Consider the following 17723-nt stretch of genomic DNA (forward strand, 5'->3'; position numbering starts at 1 on the left):
CGGGCTGCGTTCCCACGCGGGAGCGTGGGAACGATCACGGGGCTGAACACACGGATTTTTCGCAACATCACTAAGGAAGGTCGCTGGATGAAAAACAACAACACCCCCGCGCAATCGGGTGGATGCTTTCGCCTGAAAACTCTCAACGTCGCCTTGCTCTGCGCGCTGGCCACCTGGGGTAGCGCACACGCGGCGCCCTACGTGGAAAGCGGCCGGGCAGGGGATCCGGGCAGTTGGCGCAGTGCCGAGTTCAAGGCCGACTGGGGCCTGGGCGCCATCGGCGCGGATTACGCCTACGCCGCCGGTTACACCGGTAAAGGCGTGAAACTGGGAATTTTCGACCAACCGGTCTACGCCGCGCACTCGGAGTTTTCCGGCAGCAACAAGGTCATCACCCTGGTGACCTCGGGGATCCGCGAATACACCGACCCGTACATCCCGGTCAAAGCGGGGGACGCGTTCCGCTATGACGGTTCGCCCTCGGTCGGTTCCGACGGCAAACTCGGCGCCCACGGCACCCACGTTGGCGGTATCGCTGCCGGCAGCCGTGACGGCGGGCCGATGCACGGCGTGGCGTTCGGCGCGCAGATCATCAGCGCCGACAACGGCGACCCGGGCCCGGAAGACGGCATCGTGCGCGGCAACGACGGCGCGGTGTACAAGGCCGGCTGGGATGCGCTGATCGCCAGCGGCGCGCGGATCATCAACAACAGCTGGGGCATCGGCATCACCGACCGTTTCGACCTCGGCGGCCGTGACCCGGCGTACCCGCACTTCACCGTCAACGACGCGCAACTGCAGTTCAACGAGATCCGCACACTGCTGGGCACCAAACCCGGCGGCGCCTACGACGGTGCAATCGCCGCCGCACGCAGCGGGATCGTGACGATCTTCGCGGCGGGCAACGACTACAACCTGAACAACCCGGACGCCATCGCCGGCCTCGGTTACTTCGTGCCGGACATCGCGCCGAACTGGATCACCGTCGCCGCATTGCAAAGGAACCCGGATCAGGCCAGCGCCAATCCGTACATCATGAGTACGTTCTCTTCGCGCTGCGGCTACACCGCCAGTTTCTGCGTCTCGGCACCGGGCACGCAGATCTACAGCTCGATCATCGAAGGCACCAACGCCGACAACCTGACCACCGGCTACAAGAACTACAACGGCACCTCGATGGCCGCGCCCCACGTGGCCGGCTCCATGGCGGTGCTGATGGAGCGCTTCCCGTACATGTCCGGCGATCAGGTCGCCAGCGTGTTGCGCACCACGGCCACCGACCTCGGCGCACCGGGCATCGACGCCCTGTATGGCTGGGGCATGATCAACCTGCGCAAGGGCATCGACGGCCCGGCGATGTTCGTCACCGAGCAGGACATCCCCGAAGAATTCCGCATCCAGGGCGCCTACGGTTCCGGCCAGTTCGTGGCCGATCTGCCGGGCATCGGCGCAATCATCGATGCGGGCAAACCCACCGAACGCGTATGCAACGACATCACCTGCGGGCTCGACACCTGGCGCAACAACATCTCCGGCCATGGTGGTCTGACCAAACAAGGCATCGGCACTCTGGTGCTGACCGGCAACAACACCTACAGCGGCCCGACCCTGGTCAATCAGGGCCGACTGGCAATCAATGGCTCGCTGCAATCGGCGGTGACGGTCAATGACGGCGGCATCCTCGGTGGTAACGGCCGGATCGCCGCGCTGACCGCCAACAGCGGCGGCACCGTGGCGCCGGGCAATTCCATCGGCACCTTGAACGTGGCGGGTGACGTGACCTTCGCACCGGGTTCGACCTATGCGGTGGAAGTGTCGCCGACCAGCAGCGACCGGATCGTCGCCGGTGGCACCGCCATAATTGAGGGCGCCACCGTCAGTCTGTCCCTGGAAAACAGCCCGACGCTGTTGACCACCGAAGACGTGAAATCGCTGCTCGGCAGTCAGTTCAACATCCTGCAGGCAACAGGCGGGATTCAGGGGCGCTTTGGTCAGGTGCTGCCTAACTATGCGTTCCTCGGCGGCACCCTCGATTACTCATCAGGTGGCGTGCAACTGGAGGTTGGACGTAACGGCGCCTCGTTCGCCAGTGTCGGCCTGACCCCGAACCAGCGCGCGGTCGGCGCTGCTGCCGAACGCCTCGGCGCCGGCAATGCGTTGTTCGAAACCCTGTTGCTGTCGCCGTCGGCGGCCGCTGCGCAGGAGGCCTTCCAGCAATTGTCCGGCGAGATTCATCCGGCGATCGGCACGCTGCTGATCAACGACAGCCGCTACCTGCGCGATGCCGTGGGCGAACGTCTGCGTGAGCGCGATCTGTTCGATGCCGGCGCGCCGACCGATGACCGCAGCAACGCCTGGCTCAAAGTGCTGGGCGCCTGGGGCAAGAGCGATGGCGGGTCGAAATACGCCGATTCCACCAGCTCCATCGGTGGCCTGCTGGCCGGTGTCGACGGCTTGATCGCTGAAGATACCCGTCTGGGTTTCGTTACTGGTTATAGCGACAGCTCGTTGAGCATGGGCGAGGGTACACATTCGTCCGCCTCGGTCGATAGCTATCATCTGGGCGCGTACCTGGGGCATCAGATCGATGCACTGCGTCTGACCGCCGGTGCGGCTTACAGCTGGCATCGCATCGACGTCAAACGTGACCTGCAGTTCGGTGGCGTCAGCGGCAAACAGAAGACCAAGCGCGATGCGACCACCGCGCAACTGTTCACAGAAGCAGCCTACGACCTGGGCCTGCAACCGATGAACCTGGAGCCGTTCGCCAATCTGGCCTACGTGCACCTCAACAGCGACAGCTTCACCGAGAAGGGTGATGCCGCCGCACTGAAGGGTGGTGAAGACAACCGCGATGTGGTGTTGTCGACCCTCGGTGTGCGGGCCAAGCGCACGTTTGTCCTGTCGGAGAAACACCAGCTGGAACTGGGCGCAAGCCTGGGCTGGCAGCACAATCTGAGCAGCGTGGATTCCGACAGTCACTTGGCCTTCGTCAATGGCAACAGTGCGTTCACCGTGCAAAGTGTGTCGATGGATCGAGATGCAGCGGTAGTCGGCGTGCGCGCCGGGCTGGCGCTCAATCGCGATGTCCGGGTCAACCTGGACTACAACGGGCTGATCGGCTCCAACGAAAAGGACCACGGTGTGGGCCTGACGCTGGACTGGCAGTTCTAAGGGGTAGCGGCAGTTCTTTCGAGAACTGCCGTTTTTGAAAGGAAGAGAGAGCACAACATGGGATTGTTCGATTACAAAAACGCCGACGGCAAAGCGCTGTACAGCGACGCCATCGCCCTGACGCTGTATGCCTACACGCCGACCGGGCAGGCCTTGCCCGGCACTGGCTGGAAGCCGATCGGCGCCACGGCGCTGGGCTATCAGGGCAAAGTCGGGGCGCAGGGTACGTTCTTCGGTGAGAAGGATGGTTTCACCAGCGCCGAAGCCGAAGTGCTCGGCAAGTACGACGCCGCGGGCAAGCTGATCGGCATCGGCGTGGCCTTCCGGGGCACCGGCGGGCTGGGTTACAGCGACACCTTCGGCGACATGAAAAACAACCTGCTGGCTGCCATTGGCCCGTCGGACTACGCCACTCAGTACGCGAAAAACGCCTTCGACAACCTGCTCAAATCGGTGGCCGCGTTCGCTGTCGCCCACGGCATTGCGGCCAAGGACGTACTTGTCAGCGGCCACAGCCTCGGCGGTCTCGGGGTCAACAGCGTGGCGGAGTTGAGCGCGAGCAATTGGGGCGGATTCTTCAAGGACGCCAACTACATTTCGTTCGCCTCGCCGACCCAGAGCAGCACCGGCACCAACGTGCTGAACATCGGTTACGAGAACGACCCGGTGTTCCGCGTGCTCGACGGCACCACGTTCAGTACCGCGTCGATGGGCAAGCACGACAAGCCGCACGATTCGACCACCGACAACATCGTCAACTTCAACGACAACTACGCATCCACCGCGCAGAACCTGGTGCCGTTCAGCATCGCCAATCCGCTGAACTGGTCGGCCCACAGCTCGCTGGGGTATGCCGACGGCCTGAATCGGGTGATCGCGTCGAAGTTCTACGGCCTGACGCACAAGGACTCGACGATCATCGTCTCCAACCTTGAGCAAGCATCGCGGGGCAAGACCTGGGTCGAGGATCTGGGCCGCAGCGGCGAGCCGCACACCGGCAGCACCTTCATCATCGGCACCGACAGCGGTGACTGACTCAAGGGCGGGGCGGGCAACGACTTCCTCGAAGGCCTGGGCGGCGATGACCGTTTCCGTGACGACGGCGGCTTCAACATCCTGCTTGGTGGCCAGGGCCACAACACTTTCGAACTGCAAAAACCGTTGCAGAACTTCAGCTTCGCCAACGACGGCGACGGCACCCTGTACGTGCGTGACGCCTACGGCGGCATCAGCATGACCCGTGACATCGGCGCGCTGGTAAGCAAAGAGTCGGGTTCGTGGTGGGGCAGCAAGGAAATCACCTGGACCGTCACCGCCAAAGGCCTGGCCAACGGTGCCGAACTGACCCAGTACAACCATTCGCTCAGCGGCGGCGCCATGGGCGACACCCTCAAGGCCACCGCCGACGGCGACTGGCTGTTCGGCCTGGGCGGCAACGATCACCTGCAAAGCGACAAGGCCCACGTGACCTTCGTCGGCGGCGCCGGCAACGACGTGATGAGCGCGGTGGGTGGCAACAACACCTTCCTGTTCAGCGGCGCCTTCGGCTTCGACGCGATCAATGGCTACCAGGGCAGCGACAAACTGGTGTTCATGGGCGTCGAAGGCGCGGGGCAGGGCTACGACTACAAGCAACACGCGTCGCAGTCCGGAAGCGATACCGTGCTGAAGATTGGCGACTTTGCCGTGACGCTGGTCGGGGTCGGTGTGGCTAACCTGTCGGATTCGAGTTTCGTCTTCGCCTGACAAACGAACGTTGTACTGAAATGCTCCGGGGCGCCTCGGGAGGGGCGTTCTGGTTGTGAGCTATCTCTGAACAATTCCAACAAAAAGAGAGGCAACAGCAATGGGTGTGTATGACTACAAGAACTTCGGTACGGCGGAATCCAAGGCGCTGTTCAGCGACGCCATGGCCATTACGCTGTATTCCTACCACAACCTCGATAACGGCTTTGCCGTCGGTTATCAGCACAACGGCTTCGGCCTCGGCTTGCCGGCCACGCTGGTGACCGCGCTGATCGGCGGCACGGATTCCCAAGGCGTGATCCCCGGCATTCCGTGGAACCCCGATTCGGAAAAAGCCGCACTCGACGCGGTGAAAAAAGCCGGCTGGACCCCGATCACCGCCTCGCAACTGGGTTACGAAGGCAAGACCGATGCGCGCGGCACCTTCTTCGGCGAAAAAGCCGGCTACACCAGCGCTCAGGTGGAAATCCTCGGCAAATACGACGCTCAGGGCCATCTGACGGAAATCGGCATCGCCTTTCGCGGCACCAGCGGCCCACGGGAAATCCTCATCGGCGATTCCATCGGTGACGTGATCAACGACTTGCTCGCTGCATTCGGGCCAAAGGATTACGCCAAGAACTACGTCGGCGAAGCCTTCGGCAACCTGATGAACGATGTGGTGGCGTTCGCCAAGGCCAACGGCCTGACCGGCAAAGACGTGCTGGTCAGCGGCCACAGCCTCGGCGGGCTGGCGGTCAACAGCATGGCGGACCTGAGCACCAGCAAATGGGGCGGGTTCTTCAAGGACTCCAACTACATCGCCTACGCCTCGCCGACCCAGAGCAGCAACGACAAGGTGCTCAACGTCGGCTACGAAAACGATCCGGTGTTCCGCGCGCTCGACGGCTCGACCTTCACCGGCGCCTCGCTCGGCGTGCACGACGCGCCCAAGGAGTCGGCGACCGACAACATCGTCAGCTTCAACGACCACTACGCTTCGGCGGCGTGGAACGTGCTGCCGTTCTCGATCGTCAACATTCCGACCTGGATCTCGCACCTGCCGACCGCCTACGGCGATGGCATGAACCGGGTGATCGAATCGAAGTTCTACGACCTGACCAGCAAGGACTCGACGATCATCGTCGCCAACCTGTCGGATCCGGCGCGGGCCAACACCTGGGTGCAGGACCTGAACCGCAACGCCGAAACCCACAAGGGCAGCACCTTCATCATCGGCAGCGACGCCAACGACCTGATCCAGGGCGGCAGCGGCAACGATTATCTGGAAGGCCGCGCCGGCAACGACACGTTCCGCGACGGCGGGGGCTACAACATCCTGCTCGGCGGCTCGGGCAACAACACCCTGGAGTTGCAGAAGTCGGTCAATACCTTCGACTTCGCCAACGACGGCGCCGGCAACCTGTACATCCGCGATGCCAACGGCGGTATCAGCATCACCCGCGACATCGGCAGCATCGTCACCAAGGAGCCGGGTTTCCTCTGGGGCCTGTTCAAGGACGACGTCACCCACACCGTCACTGCGACCGGTCTGAAGGTCGGCAACAACGTCACCCAGTACGAATCAAGCGTGAAGGGCACCGGCGACGCCGACACCCTCAAGGCCAAGGCCAGTGGTGACTGGTTGTTCGGCCTGGACGGCAACGATCATCTGATCGGCGGGGCGGGCAACGACGTGTTCGTCGGCGGCGCCGGCAATGATCTGATGGAGTCGGGTGGCGGGGCGGATACCTTCCTGTTCAGCGGCGCGTTCGGCCAGGATCGCGTGGTGGGTTACACCGCCAACGACAAACTGCTGTTCCTCGGCGTGCAGGGCGTGTTGCCGGGCGACGACTTCCGCGCCCATGCCACGGCGGTGGGGCAGGATACGGTGCTGAAGTTCGGCGCGGATTCGGTCACGCTGGTCGGGGTTGCGTTGAACAGTCTGAGTGGCGACGGGATCGTGATTGCCTGACGTTAGTGGCGCCCGCAAGGGCGCCTTCGCGAGCACGTCGAACATCGCTCCCACTCTTGACCGAGTACCGGCCTTTTGTGGGAGCGAGCCTGCTCGCGATTGAACGATAACGCGGTATTGAAAGTGACTCACCAGCCACTCCCTGACTCCAATCCCTGCACCAACAGGAAATGCGGCCTAAAGCCATGACGGCAACGTTCGTCATGTAAGGGTCGCCAACGAGTACAGGAGATTCACACGTGAAAGGTTTCAAGAGGTTTATCGGTATCGCGGGACTGGCGCTGCTGTCGGCCAATGCCTGGGCCGATCTGCCTCACAGCTCGATTCTGAGCCGCTATGGCGTCACCACCGATCAACTGCCAAAACCTGCCGACAGTGATGACGTCAAACCCGTCGAAGAGAAAAGCCGCTTTCATATCCAGCCCGAACAACCGTTCGTGACCGTTCGCATCGGCGAAGACCATGAGCCGGAAATGACCGGCAACCTGAGCATCGACCGCATGGCGCAGCAGGAACGTCAGCGCTGCCAGCGCTTGCAGGAAGAAATGGTCCGGCGCGGCGAGCGCGCGTTGAACTGCGACGGTTCCCTCCCGGGCATGGCATTACCCCGCTGATCAATGCAAAAAAGGCTGCGCTCCACCAGGAACGCAGCCTTTTTTTGATGGGGGAACCGTCAGTCTTCCTTGCGCACCGTGGCCACTTCGTCGGCACGCACGCGGATCTTGGCGCCGGAAATATCCTTGAACTCGTAGAAACCGTCCTCGTTTTTGGTATCGGGCATGTCCTCGGTCAGGTACTGGGTGCCGTTCTGCAGGGTGACCACCGTCGGGGTCGAGCAACCGGCCAGCGTCAGCAGGGCCGCAACAGCCAACGGGATCCCGAGAGTCTTGATTTTCATAAGCAGCATTCCTGTTCATTTCGACCATTGTCGGCCTCTAACGCGGTTGGTGCCATTACGCCGGAGAAAGTTCGATGGCCACCTGAAAAAATTCCGCAATGAAGGTGCCACTGATCTTTTTCCGTTTGCGCCCGCCGGGGCAGGCTGGTATCTGTACGCATAACCAGTACTCGCTTGCCATGGCCCCGAAATCACCGTGACTGCCAATTCCCTCGAAGATCCGTTCTATTACCTCAACAACTTCCGCCAGGTGCTTGATTGGCTTGAGCTTCGTTACGCCGATGTCATGAGCGAAGCGGAGCACGGCTTCATCCGCGACTTCAAGGCACTGCCGCGCGGATCCCAGGGGTTGCTGGTGCGGATGGTGATGCGCAAGGGCGTGCATTTTCGCGCCGGCAAGCTGAATTATCCGGAAATCGGCGACATCGCCGAGGCGGCGCAACCACTGCTGGAGCAGGGCTGGCTCGATGAACAGGCGCCGCTGTCGATGGCGGATCTGTTCGAGGTGCTGCTCAAGGCCGAGATCCTGCAAGCCTTTGGCCCGGCCATCGATCAGCCCCGGGGCAAGAAAGTCGACTGGCTGCCGCTGCTGCACGAACAATTCCCCGAGCCCCGCATTTTCCGGCAATGGTGCCCAACGCTGGCGGATCGGCTGTTCAGCCTGACGCTGATGGACCTGTGCGACCGTTTTCGCCTGATGTTCTTCGGCAACCTCTATCAGGACTGGTCGGAGTTCGTGCTCGCCGACCTCGGCATCTTCACCTACGAAAAAGTTGAGTTCAGCGCCGATTCCCGGGGTTTGCGCAGCCGTGCCGACGTCGATGCCTGCCTGTTTCTGCACGACTGCCAGCTGTATTTCGAAGCCGGCGAGCCGTTGGAGCCGATCGTCGAACAGGTCGCGGCGCTGCATTTCGACAACCCGTGGCTGCAACGCCGGCGCGGCAAGCTGTTGTTCCAGATCGGCCAATACTGCGAGCGCCTCGGCGAATTCGCCCTGGCCCTTAAGATCTATCGCGACTGCGCCTATCCCGGCGCACGATTGCGGATGATCCGCGTGCTGGAGCGCAGCGCCGAGTATGCGTTGGCTCTGGAACTGGCGGTCATTGCCGAGCAGGCGCCGGAAACCGCCACCGAACAGCAGGGCTTGCAACGGATATTGCCGCGCCTGCGGCGCAAGCTCGGCGGACCGCCGATCAAACGCACGGCACCCGGCCTGGTGGAGCGGCTGGATCTGCACCTGCCGCGTCTCGATCCGGCGTTGTCGGTGGAATATCACGTTCAGGCGCACCTGCACGAAGAAACGGGCCCGGTGCATTACGTGGAAAACAGCCTGATCAATTCATTGTTCGGCCTGCTGTGCTGGCCGGCGATCTTCGCGCCGCTGCCGGGCGCGTTCTTTCACCCGTTCCAGCGCGGGCCGGTGGATCTCCTCAATGAAGACTTCCAGCCCCGACGCGCCGAGCTGTTTCAGGCCTGTCTGGCCCAACTCGACGATGGCCGCTATGCCGACACCATCCGCGCGCGGTTCGCCGCCAAATGGGGCGTGCAGTCGCCGTTCGTGTTCTGGGGCGCGCTCAATGAAGATTTGCTGGAGCAGGCGCTGGCCTGTCTGCCGGCCGAACACCTCAAGCACTGGTTCAGCCGTCTGCTGCTGGACATCAAGGCCAATCGCGCCGGCATGCCCGATCTGATCCAGTTCTGGCCACAGCACAAGACCTACCGGATGATCGAAGTCAAAGGCCCGGGCGATCGCTTGCAGGACAACCAATTGCGCTGGCTGGAGTTCTGCAACACGCACCGGATGCCGGTCGCCGTGTGTTACGTGCAATGGGCGGAGCAGGGCGCTTGAGCTACAGCATCGCGGTGCGGGCGTTATGCGAATTCACCGCGAAAACCGGTGACCTCGACCTGCGCTTCACCCCGTCACCGACCGCGCTGGAGGGGATTGCCGGGCATCGCACCGTGGCGTCCCGGCGCAACGACGCCTACCAGAGCGAAGTGGCGCTGGAGGGCGCATTCGGGCCATTGAAGGTCAAGGGCCGGGCGGACGGCTACGACCCGACGCAGAACTGCCTGGAAGAAGTCAAAACCTACCGCGGCGATTTGAGCAAGCAACCGGCCAATCACCGTTCGCTGCATTGGGCCCAGGCGAAAATCTACGGCTGGTTGATGTGCTGTCGATTGCAACTTGAGCAGATCAATCTGGCGCTGGTGTACTTCGACATCGTCACGGAAAAGGAAACCTGTCTGGTCGAAGCGTTCAGCGCCGATGCGCTGCGGCAGTTCTTCGAACAACAATGCGGTCTGTTCCTGGCGTGGGCCGAACAGGAAATGGCCCACCGCGACGCGCGCAACCGGGCGGCGCAGCAGCTGGGTTTCCCCCATGCCGCGTTTCGCCCCGGCCAGCGTCACCTCGCCGAATCGGTGTTCAAGGCCGTCAGCACTGGCCGCTGCCTGATGGCCCAGGCCCCGACCGGGATCGGCAAGACCCTCGGCACCCTGTTTCCGATGCTCAAGGCGTTGGCGCCGCAGCAACTGGACAAGGTCTACTTCCTCACCGCCAAGACACCCGGACGCAAACTGGCGCTGGATGCGGCGCAAGTGCTGTTCGATCACAGCGAAACCTTGCCGCTGCGGGTGTTGGAAATGGTCGCCCGGGACAAGGCCTGCGAACACCCGGACAAGGCTTGCCACGGCGAATCCTGCCCGTTGGCCCAGGGCTTTTACGACCGCTTGCCCGCTGCCCGCGAAGCCGCCAGCCAACTACGTCTGCTGGATCAAGCCGCGCTGCGAGACGTCGCGGCGCAGCACGCAGTGTGTCCGTACTACCTGAGCCAGGAAATGGCCCGCTGGGCCGACGTGGTGGTGGCGGACTACAACTATTACTTCGATTTCAGCGCGCTGCTGTTCGGTCTGGCCCAGTTCAATCAATGGAACGTTGCGGTGCTGGTGGACGAGTCGCATAACCTGGTCGAGCGCGGGCGGCAGATGTACAGCGCCACTCTCGATCAGGCGACGCTGGGCAGCGTGCGCAAAACCGCCCCCGAGGCCTTGAAAAAATCGTTGCAGCGGGTCAACCGCGAATGGAACGCCCTGCACAATGACCAGTTGGCGCCGTATCAGGCCTACGACAGGGCGCCGGAAAAACTGTTGCAGGCGCTCTCATCCTGCACGGCGAGCATCGGCGACTACCTCAACGATCACCCGCAAGGGCTCGACAGCGCCTTGCAGAATTTCTACTTCGAGATGCTGCAATTCGGCCGGGTGGCAGAACTGTTCGACGCGCATTACCTGTTCGACATCAGCAAGCGCGACCTCGAGCGCAAACGCCCGCTATCGCAACTGTGTCTGCGCAACGTGGTGCCGGCGGCGTTCATCGGCCCGCGCCTGACGGCGGCGCGCAGCAGCGTGCTGTTTTCCGCAACCCTCAGCCCGCGCCACTATTACGCGGATTTGCTTGGCACCCCTGTCGACACGGTCTGGATCGATGTCGAGTCACCGTTCAGCGCCGAACAATTGCAGGTGCAGATCGTCAGCCGGATTTCCACGCGTTTCACGCACCGGCAAGCGTCGCTGGAACCGATTGTCGAGCTGATCGCCCGCCAGTTCAGCGAACGCCCGGGCAACTATCTGGCGTTCTTCAGCAGTTTCGATTACCTGCAACAGGTCGCGCAGCTGCTGGCCGAGCGGCACCCGCACATCACCCGCTGGCAGCAATCCCGGGGCATGACCGAAGGCGCGCGGCAGGACTTTCTCGATCAATTCACCGCCCACAGCCAGGGCGTCGGTTTTGCCGTGCTCGGCGGCGCGTTCGGTGAAGGCATCGATCTGCCCGGCGCACGGCTGATCGGTGCATTCATCGCCACCCTCGGGCTGGCCCAGCTCAACCCGGTCAATGAACAGATGAAGCGGCGCATGGCCGCGATCTTCGGCGCCGGTTACGACTACACCTACCTGTTCCCCGGCGTGCAGAAAGTGGTGCAGGCCGCCGGACGGGTGATCCGCACCCAGCAGGATCGCGGCGTGGTGATGCTGATCGATGACCGCTTTGCCGAAAGCCGGATCCGCCAATTGCTGCCGCGCTGGTGGTCGCTGGAGGGGAGTGAATGCGCAGGAAACCTGTCGGGTTGACGTACGTTTCCGGGAATTTGAACAGGGTGATTTCCATCGTTAACTGTAGGATTAATTCCCATACAAAACAGTGACATACGTTGTAAATATCTTGTCTTTGATGAAGTCCGAAAACCGGTCTTTAGTCAAAGGACCGGCCACCGGTATCCCTCAAGACGAGATAAGGAAATCACTGCATGTCTGTCGCCGCTGCCTACCACTACACCTACACGCCAGAGCAGGTCACTGCCGCTTTCGACACCCTCAGCCCAACGCTGTTTTCCGCAGTAACAGCCGAGACCACACCCCGGATGCTGGTCACTGCCGGCGTGCAAAGTTCGGGCAAAACCTACCTGCTGGAAAAAAGCCTGCTGCCTTCCGGTCGCTATCAAAACCATGTTCGCCTCTACCTTCCCCAGTATCGGGAGAGGCATCCGCAATATAAGGAAATGATCAAAATCGGCGTATTGCATGCCTACGAACACACAGAGACTTTCGTCCGCGATCTGTGCCAGAAGATTTTCGAAAGAGCCTTCAGGGAAAAACTCAACATCATTCTGGAGTGCGCATTCGACACCATTCAATTTGCCGCCTTGCCTGAATACGCCGCCAGCGCCGGCTATCAGCTGGAAGTGCACGTGGTCGCCTGCAACTATCCCTTTGCCTTTATTTCAGGTGTCCAACGTGGGTTCAAAAGCCTCGAAAAGGGCGAGCTTGAGCGTTTCGTCAAACCGTCGGCGCTGAAATCCAGCCTGGGTAATGCTCATGCGGTGCTGTACACACTGGAGTCGGTGGCCAGAAAAATCAGCGGCTCGCAGATTTTCCTGTACGAGCGCGGGCTGGGTGCCTTGCAGGATCGGATCCTGCGCGCGCACAGCACATACACCCTGGACACCCAGCACAAGCTTTCCATTACCTCGACATCCACGCCTTACAGTTACGAGGCCTATGAGCGCATTTTCAGCAAATCGGTCAATGGCGAAAACGAGCGTAATGAAATGGTCAGGGAGTGCCACCTGGCCTTGTCCAAGGCAACGCAATACGCGACGCAGGTACCGGATTTCCTCTTCAATGCGCTTTACGCAAGGATCATCAGATATGTCCAGCGATGAGCTGCTGCCCCTTGCCTGGCCCGGTATGCTTTTGCGGCTTTCCAAACCGCCGGTTTGACGCATACTCCAGTCATTGAAAACCTGCTTTGAGCCAAGCCTGATGAGCGAGAACAAGAAGTCCGCTGCAATCGAAGACATGCGCTTTCGTTTGCTGATCGATGCGGTCGTCGATTATGCGATCTACATGATCGACCCCGAGGGGATCATTACCAGCTGGAACTCCGGCGCCAAGCGCTTCAAGGGATATGAAGAGGCGGAGATCCTCGGCGAACACTTTTCCCGGTTCTACACCGATGAAGACCGTGCCAACGGTTTGCCGCAGCGGGCACTCGACACGGCGATCCGCGAAGGCCGGTTCGAGGGTGAAGGCTGGCGGGTACGCAAGGACGGCACGCATTTCTGGTGCCACGTGGTGATCGATCCGATTTTCAGCCCGGGCGGGCAACTGCTCGGGTTTGCCAAGATCACCCGCGACCTGACCGACCGCAAAATGGCCGAAGAAACCCTCAAGCAGAGCGAACAGCAGTTTCGCCTGCTGGTGCAGGGCGTCACCGACTATGCGATCTACATGCTCAGCCCCGAAGGCCGGGTGACCAACTGGAATCCCGGCGCGCAGCGGATCAAGGGTTACAAGCCGGATGAGGTCATCGGCAAGCATTTCTCGATGTTCTACACCCCGGAAGACCGTGACGCCGGTGAACCCCAGCGCGCCCTGGAAACTGCGGTGCGCGAGGGCCGTTTCGAGAACAAGAGCTGGCGCCTGCGCAAGGACGGCACGCGGTTTCTGGCCCATGTGGTGGTCGATGCGATTCGCGGCGACACCGGCACTTTGCTCGGTTTTGCCAAGATTACCCGCGACGTCACCGAGGCTACCCAGGCGCAACAGGCCCTGGAAAAAACCCGTGAAGCGCTGTTCCAGGCGCAGAAAGTGCAGGCTATCGGCCAACTCAGCGGCGGTATCGCCCACGACTTCAACAATCTGCTGACGGTGATCCTCGGCAACCTGGAAATCGTGCGCAAACGCCTGGGCGATGACCCGAAAGTCAGCCGTCTGCTGGAGAACGCCACCCAGGGCGCCTTGCGCGGCGTGTCGCTGACCCAGCGCATGCTGGCTTTTGCCCGGCGTCAGGAGCTCAAGACCGAACCGATCGAAATCCCGAAACTGGTGCAGGGCATCACCGGGCTGTTGCGCAGTTCACTGGGGCCGGGGATCCGCATCGAAACGCAGTTTCCCGAAGACCTGCAAGCGGTGCTGGCCGACAGCAACCAACTCGAACTGGCGGTGCTCAATCTGGCGACCAATGCCCGTGATGCCATGCCCGAAGGAGGCAACGTCACGATCAGTGCCGAGCCCGAAGTGGTGCTCGAACAGAACGACACAAGCCTGGCAGCTGGGCGCTACGTGTGCCTGAGGGTCACCGATACCGGTGAAGGCATGGACGCCGCCACCCTGGCGTCGGCGAGCGATCCGTTTTTCACCACCAAGGGCTTGGGCAAGGGCACCGGTCTGGGATTGTCGATGGTCCAGGGTTTCATCGAACAACTGGGTGGCCGCTTCATTCTGAAAAGTACAAAGGGGCAGGGCACCACCGCTGAACTGTGGTTGCCGGTGGCCGTCGACGGTGTTGTCGCCAAACCGCTTGGTCCGATGGTGTCCACCGATAGGGTGCCGCGCCTCAGCGTGCTGGTGGTGGACGACGACAGTCTGGTGCGCACCAGCACGGTCCTGCTGCTGGAAGACCTCGGCCACCGGGTGGTCAGCGCCGCCTCCGGTGCACAGGCGCTTGAGCTGTTCGATCAGGGCGAGGTCATCGACCTGATGATCACCGACATGGCCATGCCGCAGATGAGCGGCGCGCAACTGGCTCACGCCGTGCGCCTGCTCAAGCCGGATCTGCCGATCATCCTCGCGACCGGTTATGCCGAGCGCCTCGAAGGTTTTGCAGCGGGGCTGCCGCGGCTGTCGAAACCGTTCAATCAACTGAATCTGGTGGAGATCATTGCCCAGTCGATAAAGTGAACCGGAGGCACAATCGGGCTGAACTTGTCCGAGACGTGGCGCCTCAAAACGCTTTGTTTCGGAGCGTTCCATCGTGCCACGCATATTGACCCAACCGACCGCCGAAGAGACCCTCAACGAACATAACGCCAAAATGTTCGGTTCACCCAAGGAACGGCTGGATTTCTACCGACGGGAAATCCAGTACGAAACCAGCATCCTGGCCAACCGCACCGATGCGTACCTGGCCGCGCAATCGTTTCTGGTGATTGCCTTCGCGTCCTGCATGGCCAACCTCAACCCCGAGTGGGGCAAGTTGTTCACCCTGGTGGTGCCACCGTTCCTGGCCTTGCTCGGCCTGCTCAGTTCGCTCAATGCCTGGCCGGGGATTCGTGCCGCCTACGACATCATCGATCATTGGCATTTCAAGCAGAGTGAATTGCTGCGCAGCGAACCCCTGATGGGTCTGGCTTATGACGAATCGCCGCTGTTCAGCGAAATGGAGTCGAGCCACAAGGGGTATCGCAAGTCACTGCTGTTTTCCATTCGTACGCCGTGGATCTTTGCAACATTCTGGATGTTGCTCGGCACTTATGCCTTCTACATTCAGGTGACCAACCCGGGAGGCTGAAACACCACCGCGTTCAACGGCCATCTCGTTTAGGATTGACCGGTTTTTACGCTGCTCGTAGCGGGCAAGAATCGGCTGGGTGCTGATGCCGTGCAGCAGAATGCTCAGCGCCACCACCGACAGGGTCAGGTCGGTACACAGCGTGCCCACGCTGTCGCCCAGCCCATGGTTCAGCGCATAGAAGAGGTAGAACAGACTGCCGATGCCACGAATGCCGAACCAGCCGATCAATAACCGTTGGCGCCCAGCCAATAACGATCCCCACGGCATCAAAGCCACGCAGGCAGGGCGAATGAAACAGAACAGCACGCCGCCGACCAGCAGCGCCCGCCAGTCCCAGTGACTGACCAGCACCACGCCCAGCAGGGTAACCAGAAACACTTCCATCGCCCGCTCGACCAGACCGCCGAAGGCGAGCATGTCGCCCATCATGATGCCGGCGGCCACCTGGCTGTCTTCCAGCCGCTCGGTATCGCCGTGCACCGCCTGTTGCGGCTCGACATTCTGATGACCGACAACCGGTTGCACCATGTGTTCGGCGGGTGGTTGATGGGCGCCGGTGGATTTGACTTCCTCCTGTCGCAAGCCGAGGCCGGCGGCGAATACCGACAGAAAACCGTAGCCACCGATGGATTCAGCCACCACATAGGCCAGCGCAATCAACGCTAGAGCAAGATAGTCATTCGGACTCAGAGTGCTGTCATCGTTGCGGATGCGCAGCGAGAGGGTCAGACGACCGATGCCACGGCCCATCCAGTAGCCACAAAGCAACCCGGCCGGAACCGCCCACACAAGGCTGCGCAGTACCCAGTCGGGCCACTCGGCGGCAAACCCTTCACCGTTCAGCAGCAACAGCCCGAGGATCACGAAGGGGAATGCAACGCCGTCGTTGAGCCCGGCCTCGCCGGACAGGCCGAAGCGCACGCTGTCGACGTCCCGCGCATCGTTGACCTGTACCAGCGCTGCGAGCACCGGGTCGGTCGGAGCCAGAATCGCGCCGATCAACAGCGAAGGGCCCCAATTCAGATCCAGGCCAAAATGCAGCAACAGGCAGACGCCGATGATCGTCAGGACCATCACAGGGCCCGCCAGACCGAATGCAATCCGCCAACGTTTGTCGCGCAATGGCAAACGCAACTTCAAACCGCAGACGAACAGGGAAAACAGCACCGCGACCTCAGTCAGGTGCTCCATCCACAAAGAGGCTTCGTCCAGCGGCAGTTTCAGCAGATCGAGCCCTGCCGGCCCGATGCCCACACCCAGCAGCAGGCAAACAGCCGAGGTCGTCACCGGCATCCAGCGCAGGTACGACGACGTCAGCGCCAGGGTCAGCAGCACGGCACCGAGCACCGCCACCCAGATGATGAAGCTCATGACGCGCGGCCCGTAAGGTCAGTTCGATGCCGCCCCGACATAACCGGCCTAACCCGCAGTCGTGCGCAGGTATTCCGGCGTCAGCACGTTGAACCACAGCAGAATCATCGACACCAACAACGTCACCAGCACCAGCAGCGCGACACCCCAGACGCTGGCCGAGTACAGCAAACCCTGTTCCTTGCGCTCGTGCATGAAAGTCGGCAGGCCAACGAATAGCAGAAACGTCGAATAGATCGACGCCGCGCCAAGCACCAGCACAGCCAGCCAGCGGCTGGGATACAGGCCGGCGAGCCCGGCGATGAAAAACGGGGTGACGGTGTATGCCGCGAAACCGATGCACTGGTTGAGCGTCGGCCGCGCATCGAAGGTGCGCGACATCCAGCGGATGAAACCGCCAATCATCGCCACGCCGACCACGATGGTGATATAGAGCAGGACACTCAGCTGCAAGGCGCTGACACTGCTGAGCCTCACGGTTTCACCCACTGCCAGGCTCCAGCCGACATACGTGGTGCCAATGAACAGGCACACCGCCGGGACGAGGGCGAGCAACAGCAGGTGAGCAAGGTAATGACGCGGGTGGGCCTCTTCTTCGCGGCGGATGTCAGTCCAGGCAAAGTTCGGCTGGGTGAAGAGTTTGATAATAGGCGCAGACATGACGACCTCCTGATCTCTTGCAACCCGAACGGGCCATGAAGGTATGGAGAGGTCGCCTTGTCCAG

At 61.7% G+C, this 17723-nt stretch carries 11 protein-coding genes and 1 pseudogene; 9 read left to right on the forward strand and 3 right to left on the reverse strand.

The annotated features are described in order from the left end of the window. The first annotated feature begins 87 nt into the window (after positions 1 to 87). The 4 genes and pseudogenes from GQX66_RS23245 to GQX66_RS23260 all read left to right on the forward strand — a co-directional run bounded on the left by GQX66_RS23245 (position 88) and on the right by GQX66_RS23260 (position 7488). Entirely contained in the window at positions 88 to 3174 is a 3087-nt protein-coding gene (locus GQX66_RS23245; RefSeq protein ID WP_240871717.1) for an autotransporter serine protease, read from the forward strand. A 57-nt stretch (positions 3175 to 3231) separates the two neighbouring features. Further along, a pseudogene (locus tag GQX66_RS23250) lies at positions 3232 to 4920 on the forward strand (polyurethanase). 100 nt (positions 4921 to 5020) lie between these two features. After that, complete coding sequence (locus GQX66_RS23255; protein ID WP_240871719.1) at positions 5021 to 6874, forward strand: polyurethanase; 1854 nt, start codon at positions 5021 to 5023, stop codon at positions 6872 to 6874. Between the two features lie 239 nt (positions 6875 to 7113). Then, positions 7114 to 7488, forward strand: a complete 375-nt coding sequence (locus tag GQX66_RS23260) for a hypothetical protein (protein ID WP_085745715.1) — start codon at positions 7114 to 7116, stop codon at positions 7486 to 7488. A gap of 59 nt (positions 7489 to 7547) precedes the next feature. On the opposite strand, the gene GQX66_RS23265 is transcribed toward GQX66_RS23260, so the two are convergent. Continuing rightward, on the reverse strand, positions 7548 to 7772 hold the full coding sequence (locus GQX66_RS23265) for a YgdI/YgdR family lipoprotein (protein WP_007951417.1): 225 nt from the start codon (positions 7770 to 7772) through the stop codon (positions 7548 to 7550). A gap of 196 nt (positions 7773 to 7968) precedes the next feature. Between GQX66_RS23265 and GQX66_RS23270 the strand changes: the two genes are divergently transcribed. The 5 genes from GQX66_RS23270 to GQX66_RS23290 all read left to right on the forward strand — a co-directional run bounded on the left by GQX66_RS23270 (position 7969) and on the right by GQX66_RS23290 (position 15624). Then, positions 7969 to 9621: a VRR-NUC domain-containing protein gene (locus GQX66_RS23270; RefSeq protein ID WP_240871720.1), complete on the forward strand. Its 1653-nt coding sequence runs from the start codon at positions 7969 to 7971 to the stop codon at positions 9619 to 9621. Then, the gene (locus GQX66_RS23275; RefSeq protein WP_240871722.1) at positions 9618 to 11903 is read left to right on the forward strand and encodes an ATP-dependent DNA helicase; all 2286 of its coding nucleotides are present in this window, start codon (positions 9618 to 9620) and stop codon (positions 11901 to 11903) included. Before GQX66_RS23270 ends, GQX66_RS23275 begins: the two co-directional genes overlap by 4 nt. A 176-nt stretch (positions 11904 to 12079) precedes the next feature. Further along, positions 12080 to 12994, forward strand: coding sequence for a zeta toxin family protein (locus GQX66_RS23280; protein WP_240871723.1), 915 nt, complete (start codon positions 12080 to 12082; stop codon positions 12992 to 12994). A 100-nt stretch (positions 12995 to 13094) separates the two neighbouring features. Beyond that, entirely contained in the window at positions 13095 to 15014 is a 1920-nt protein-coding gene (locus tag GQX66_RS23285) for a PAS domain S-box protein (RefSeq protein WP_240871724.1), read from the forward strand. 73 nt (positions 15015 to 15087) lie between these two features. Next, on the forward strand, positions 15088 to 15624 hold the full coding sequence (locus GQX66_RS23290; protein WP_102686181.1) for a hypothetical protein: 537 nt from the start codon (positions 15088 to 15090) through the stop codon (positions 15622 to 15624). Here GQX66_RS23290 and GQX66_RS23295 read toward each other — a convergent pair. Together GQX66_RS23295 and GQX66_RS23300 are read right to left on the reverse strand one after the other, a co-directional pair. Then, on the reverse strand, positions 15523 to 16998 hold the full coding sequence (locus GQX66_RS23295) for a cation:proton antiporter (protein WP_240871727.1): 1476 nt from the start codon (positions 16996 to 16998) through the stop codon (positions 15523 to 15525). The two genes, GQX66_RS23290 and GQX66_RS23295, sit on opposite strands and share 102 nt — an antisense overlap. Before the next feature lie 48 nt (positions 16999 to 17046). Further along, positions 17047 to 17658 (reverse strand): Yip1 family protein, encoded by a 612-nt coding sequence (locus GQX66_RS23300; protein ID WP_240871730.1) that lies wholly within the window; start codon positions 17656 to 17658, stop codon positions 17047 to 17049. Positions 17659 to 17723: the final 65 nt, after the last annotated feature.

It is taken from the genome of Pseudomonas sp. B707, from assembly GCF_022496685.1.
In the GTDB taxonomy this organism is placed as follows: Bacteria; Pseudomonadota; Gammaproteobacteria; order Pseudomonadales; family Pseudomonadaceae; genus Aquipseudomonas; species Aquipseudomonas paraglycinae.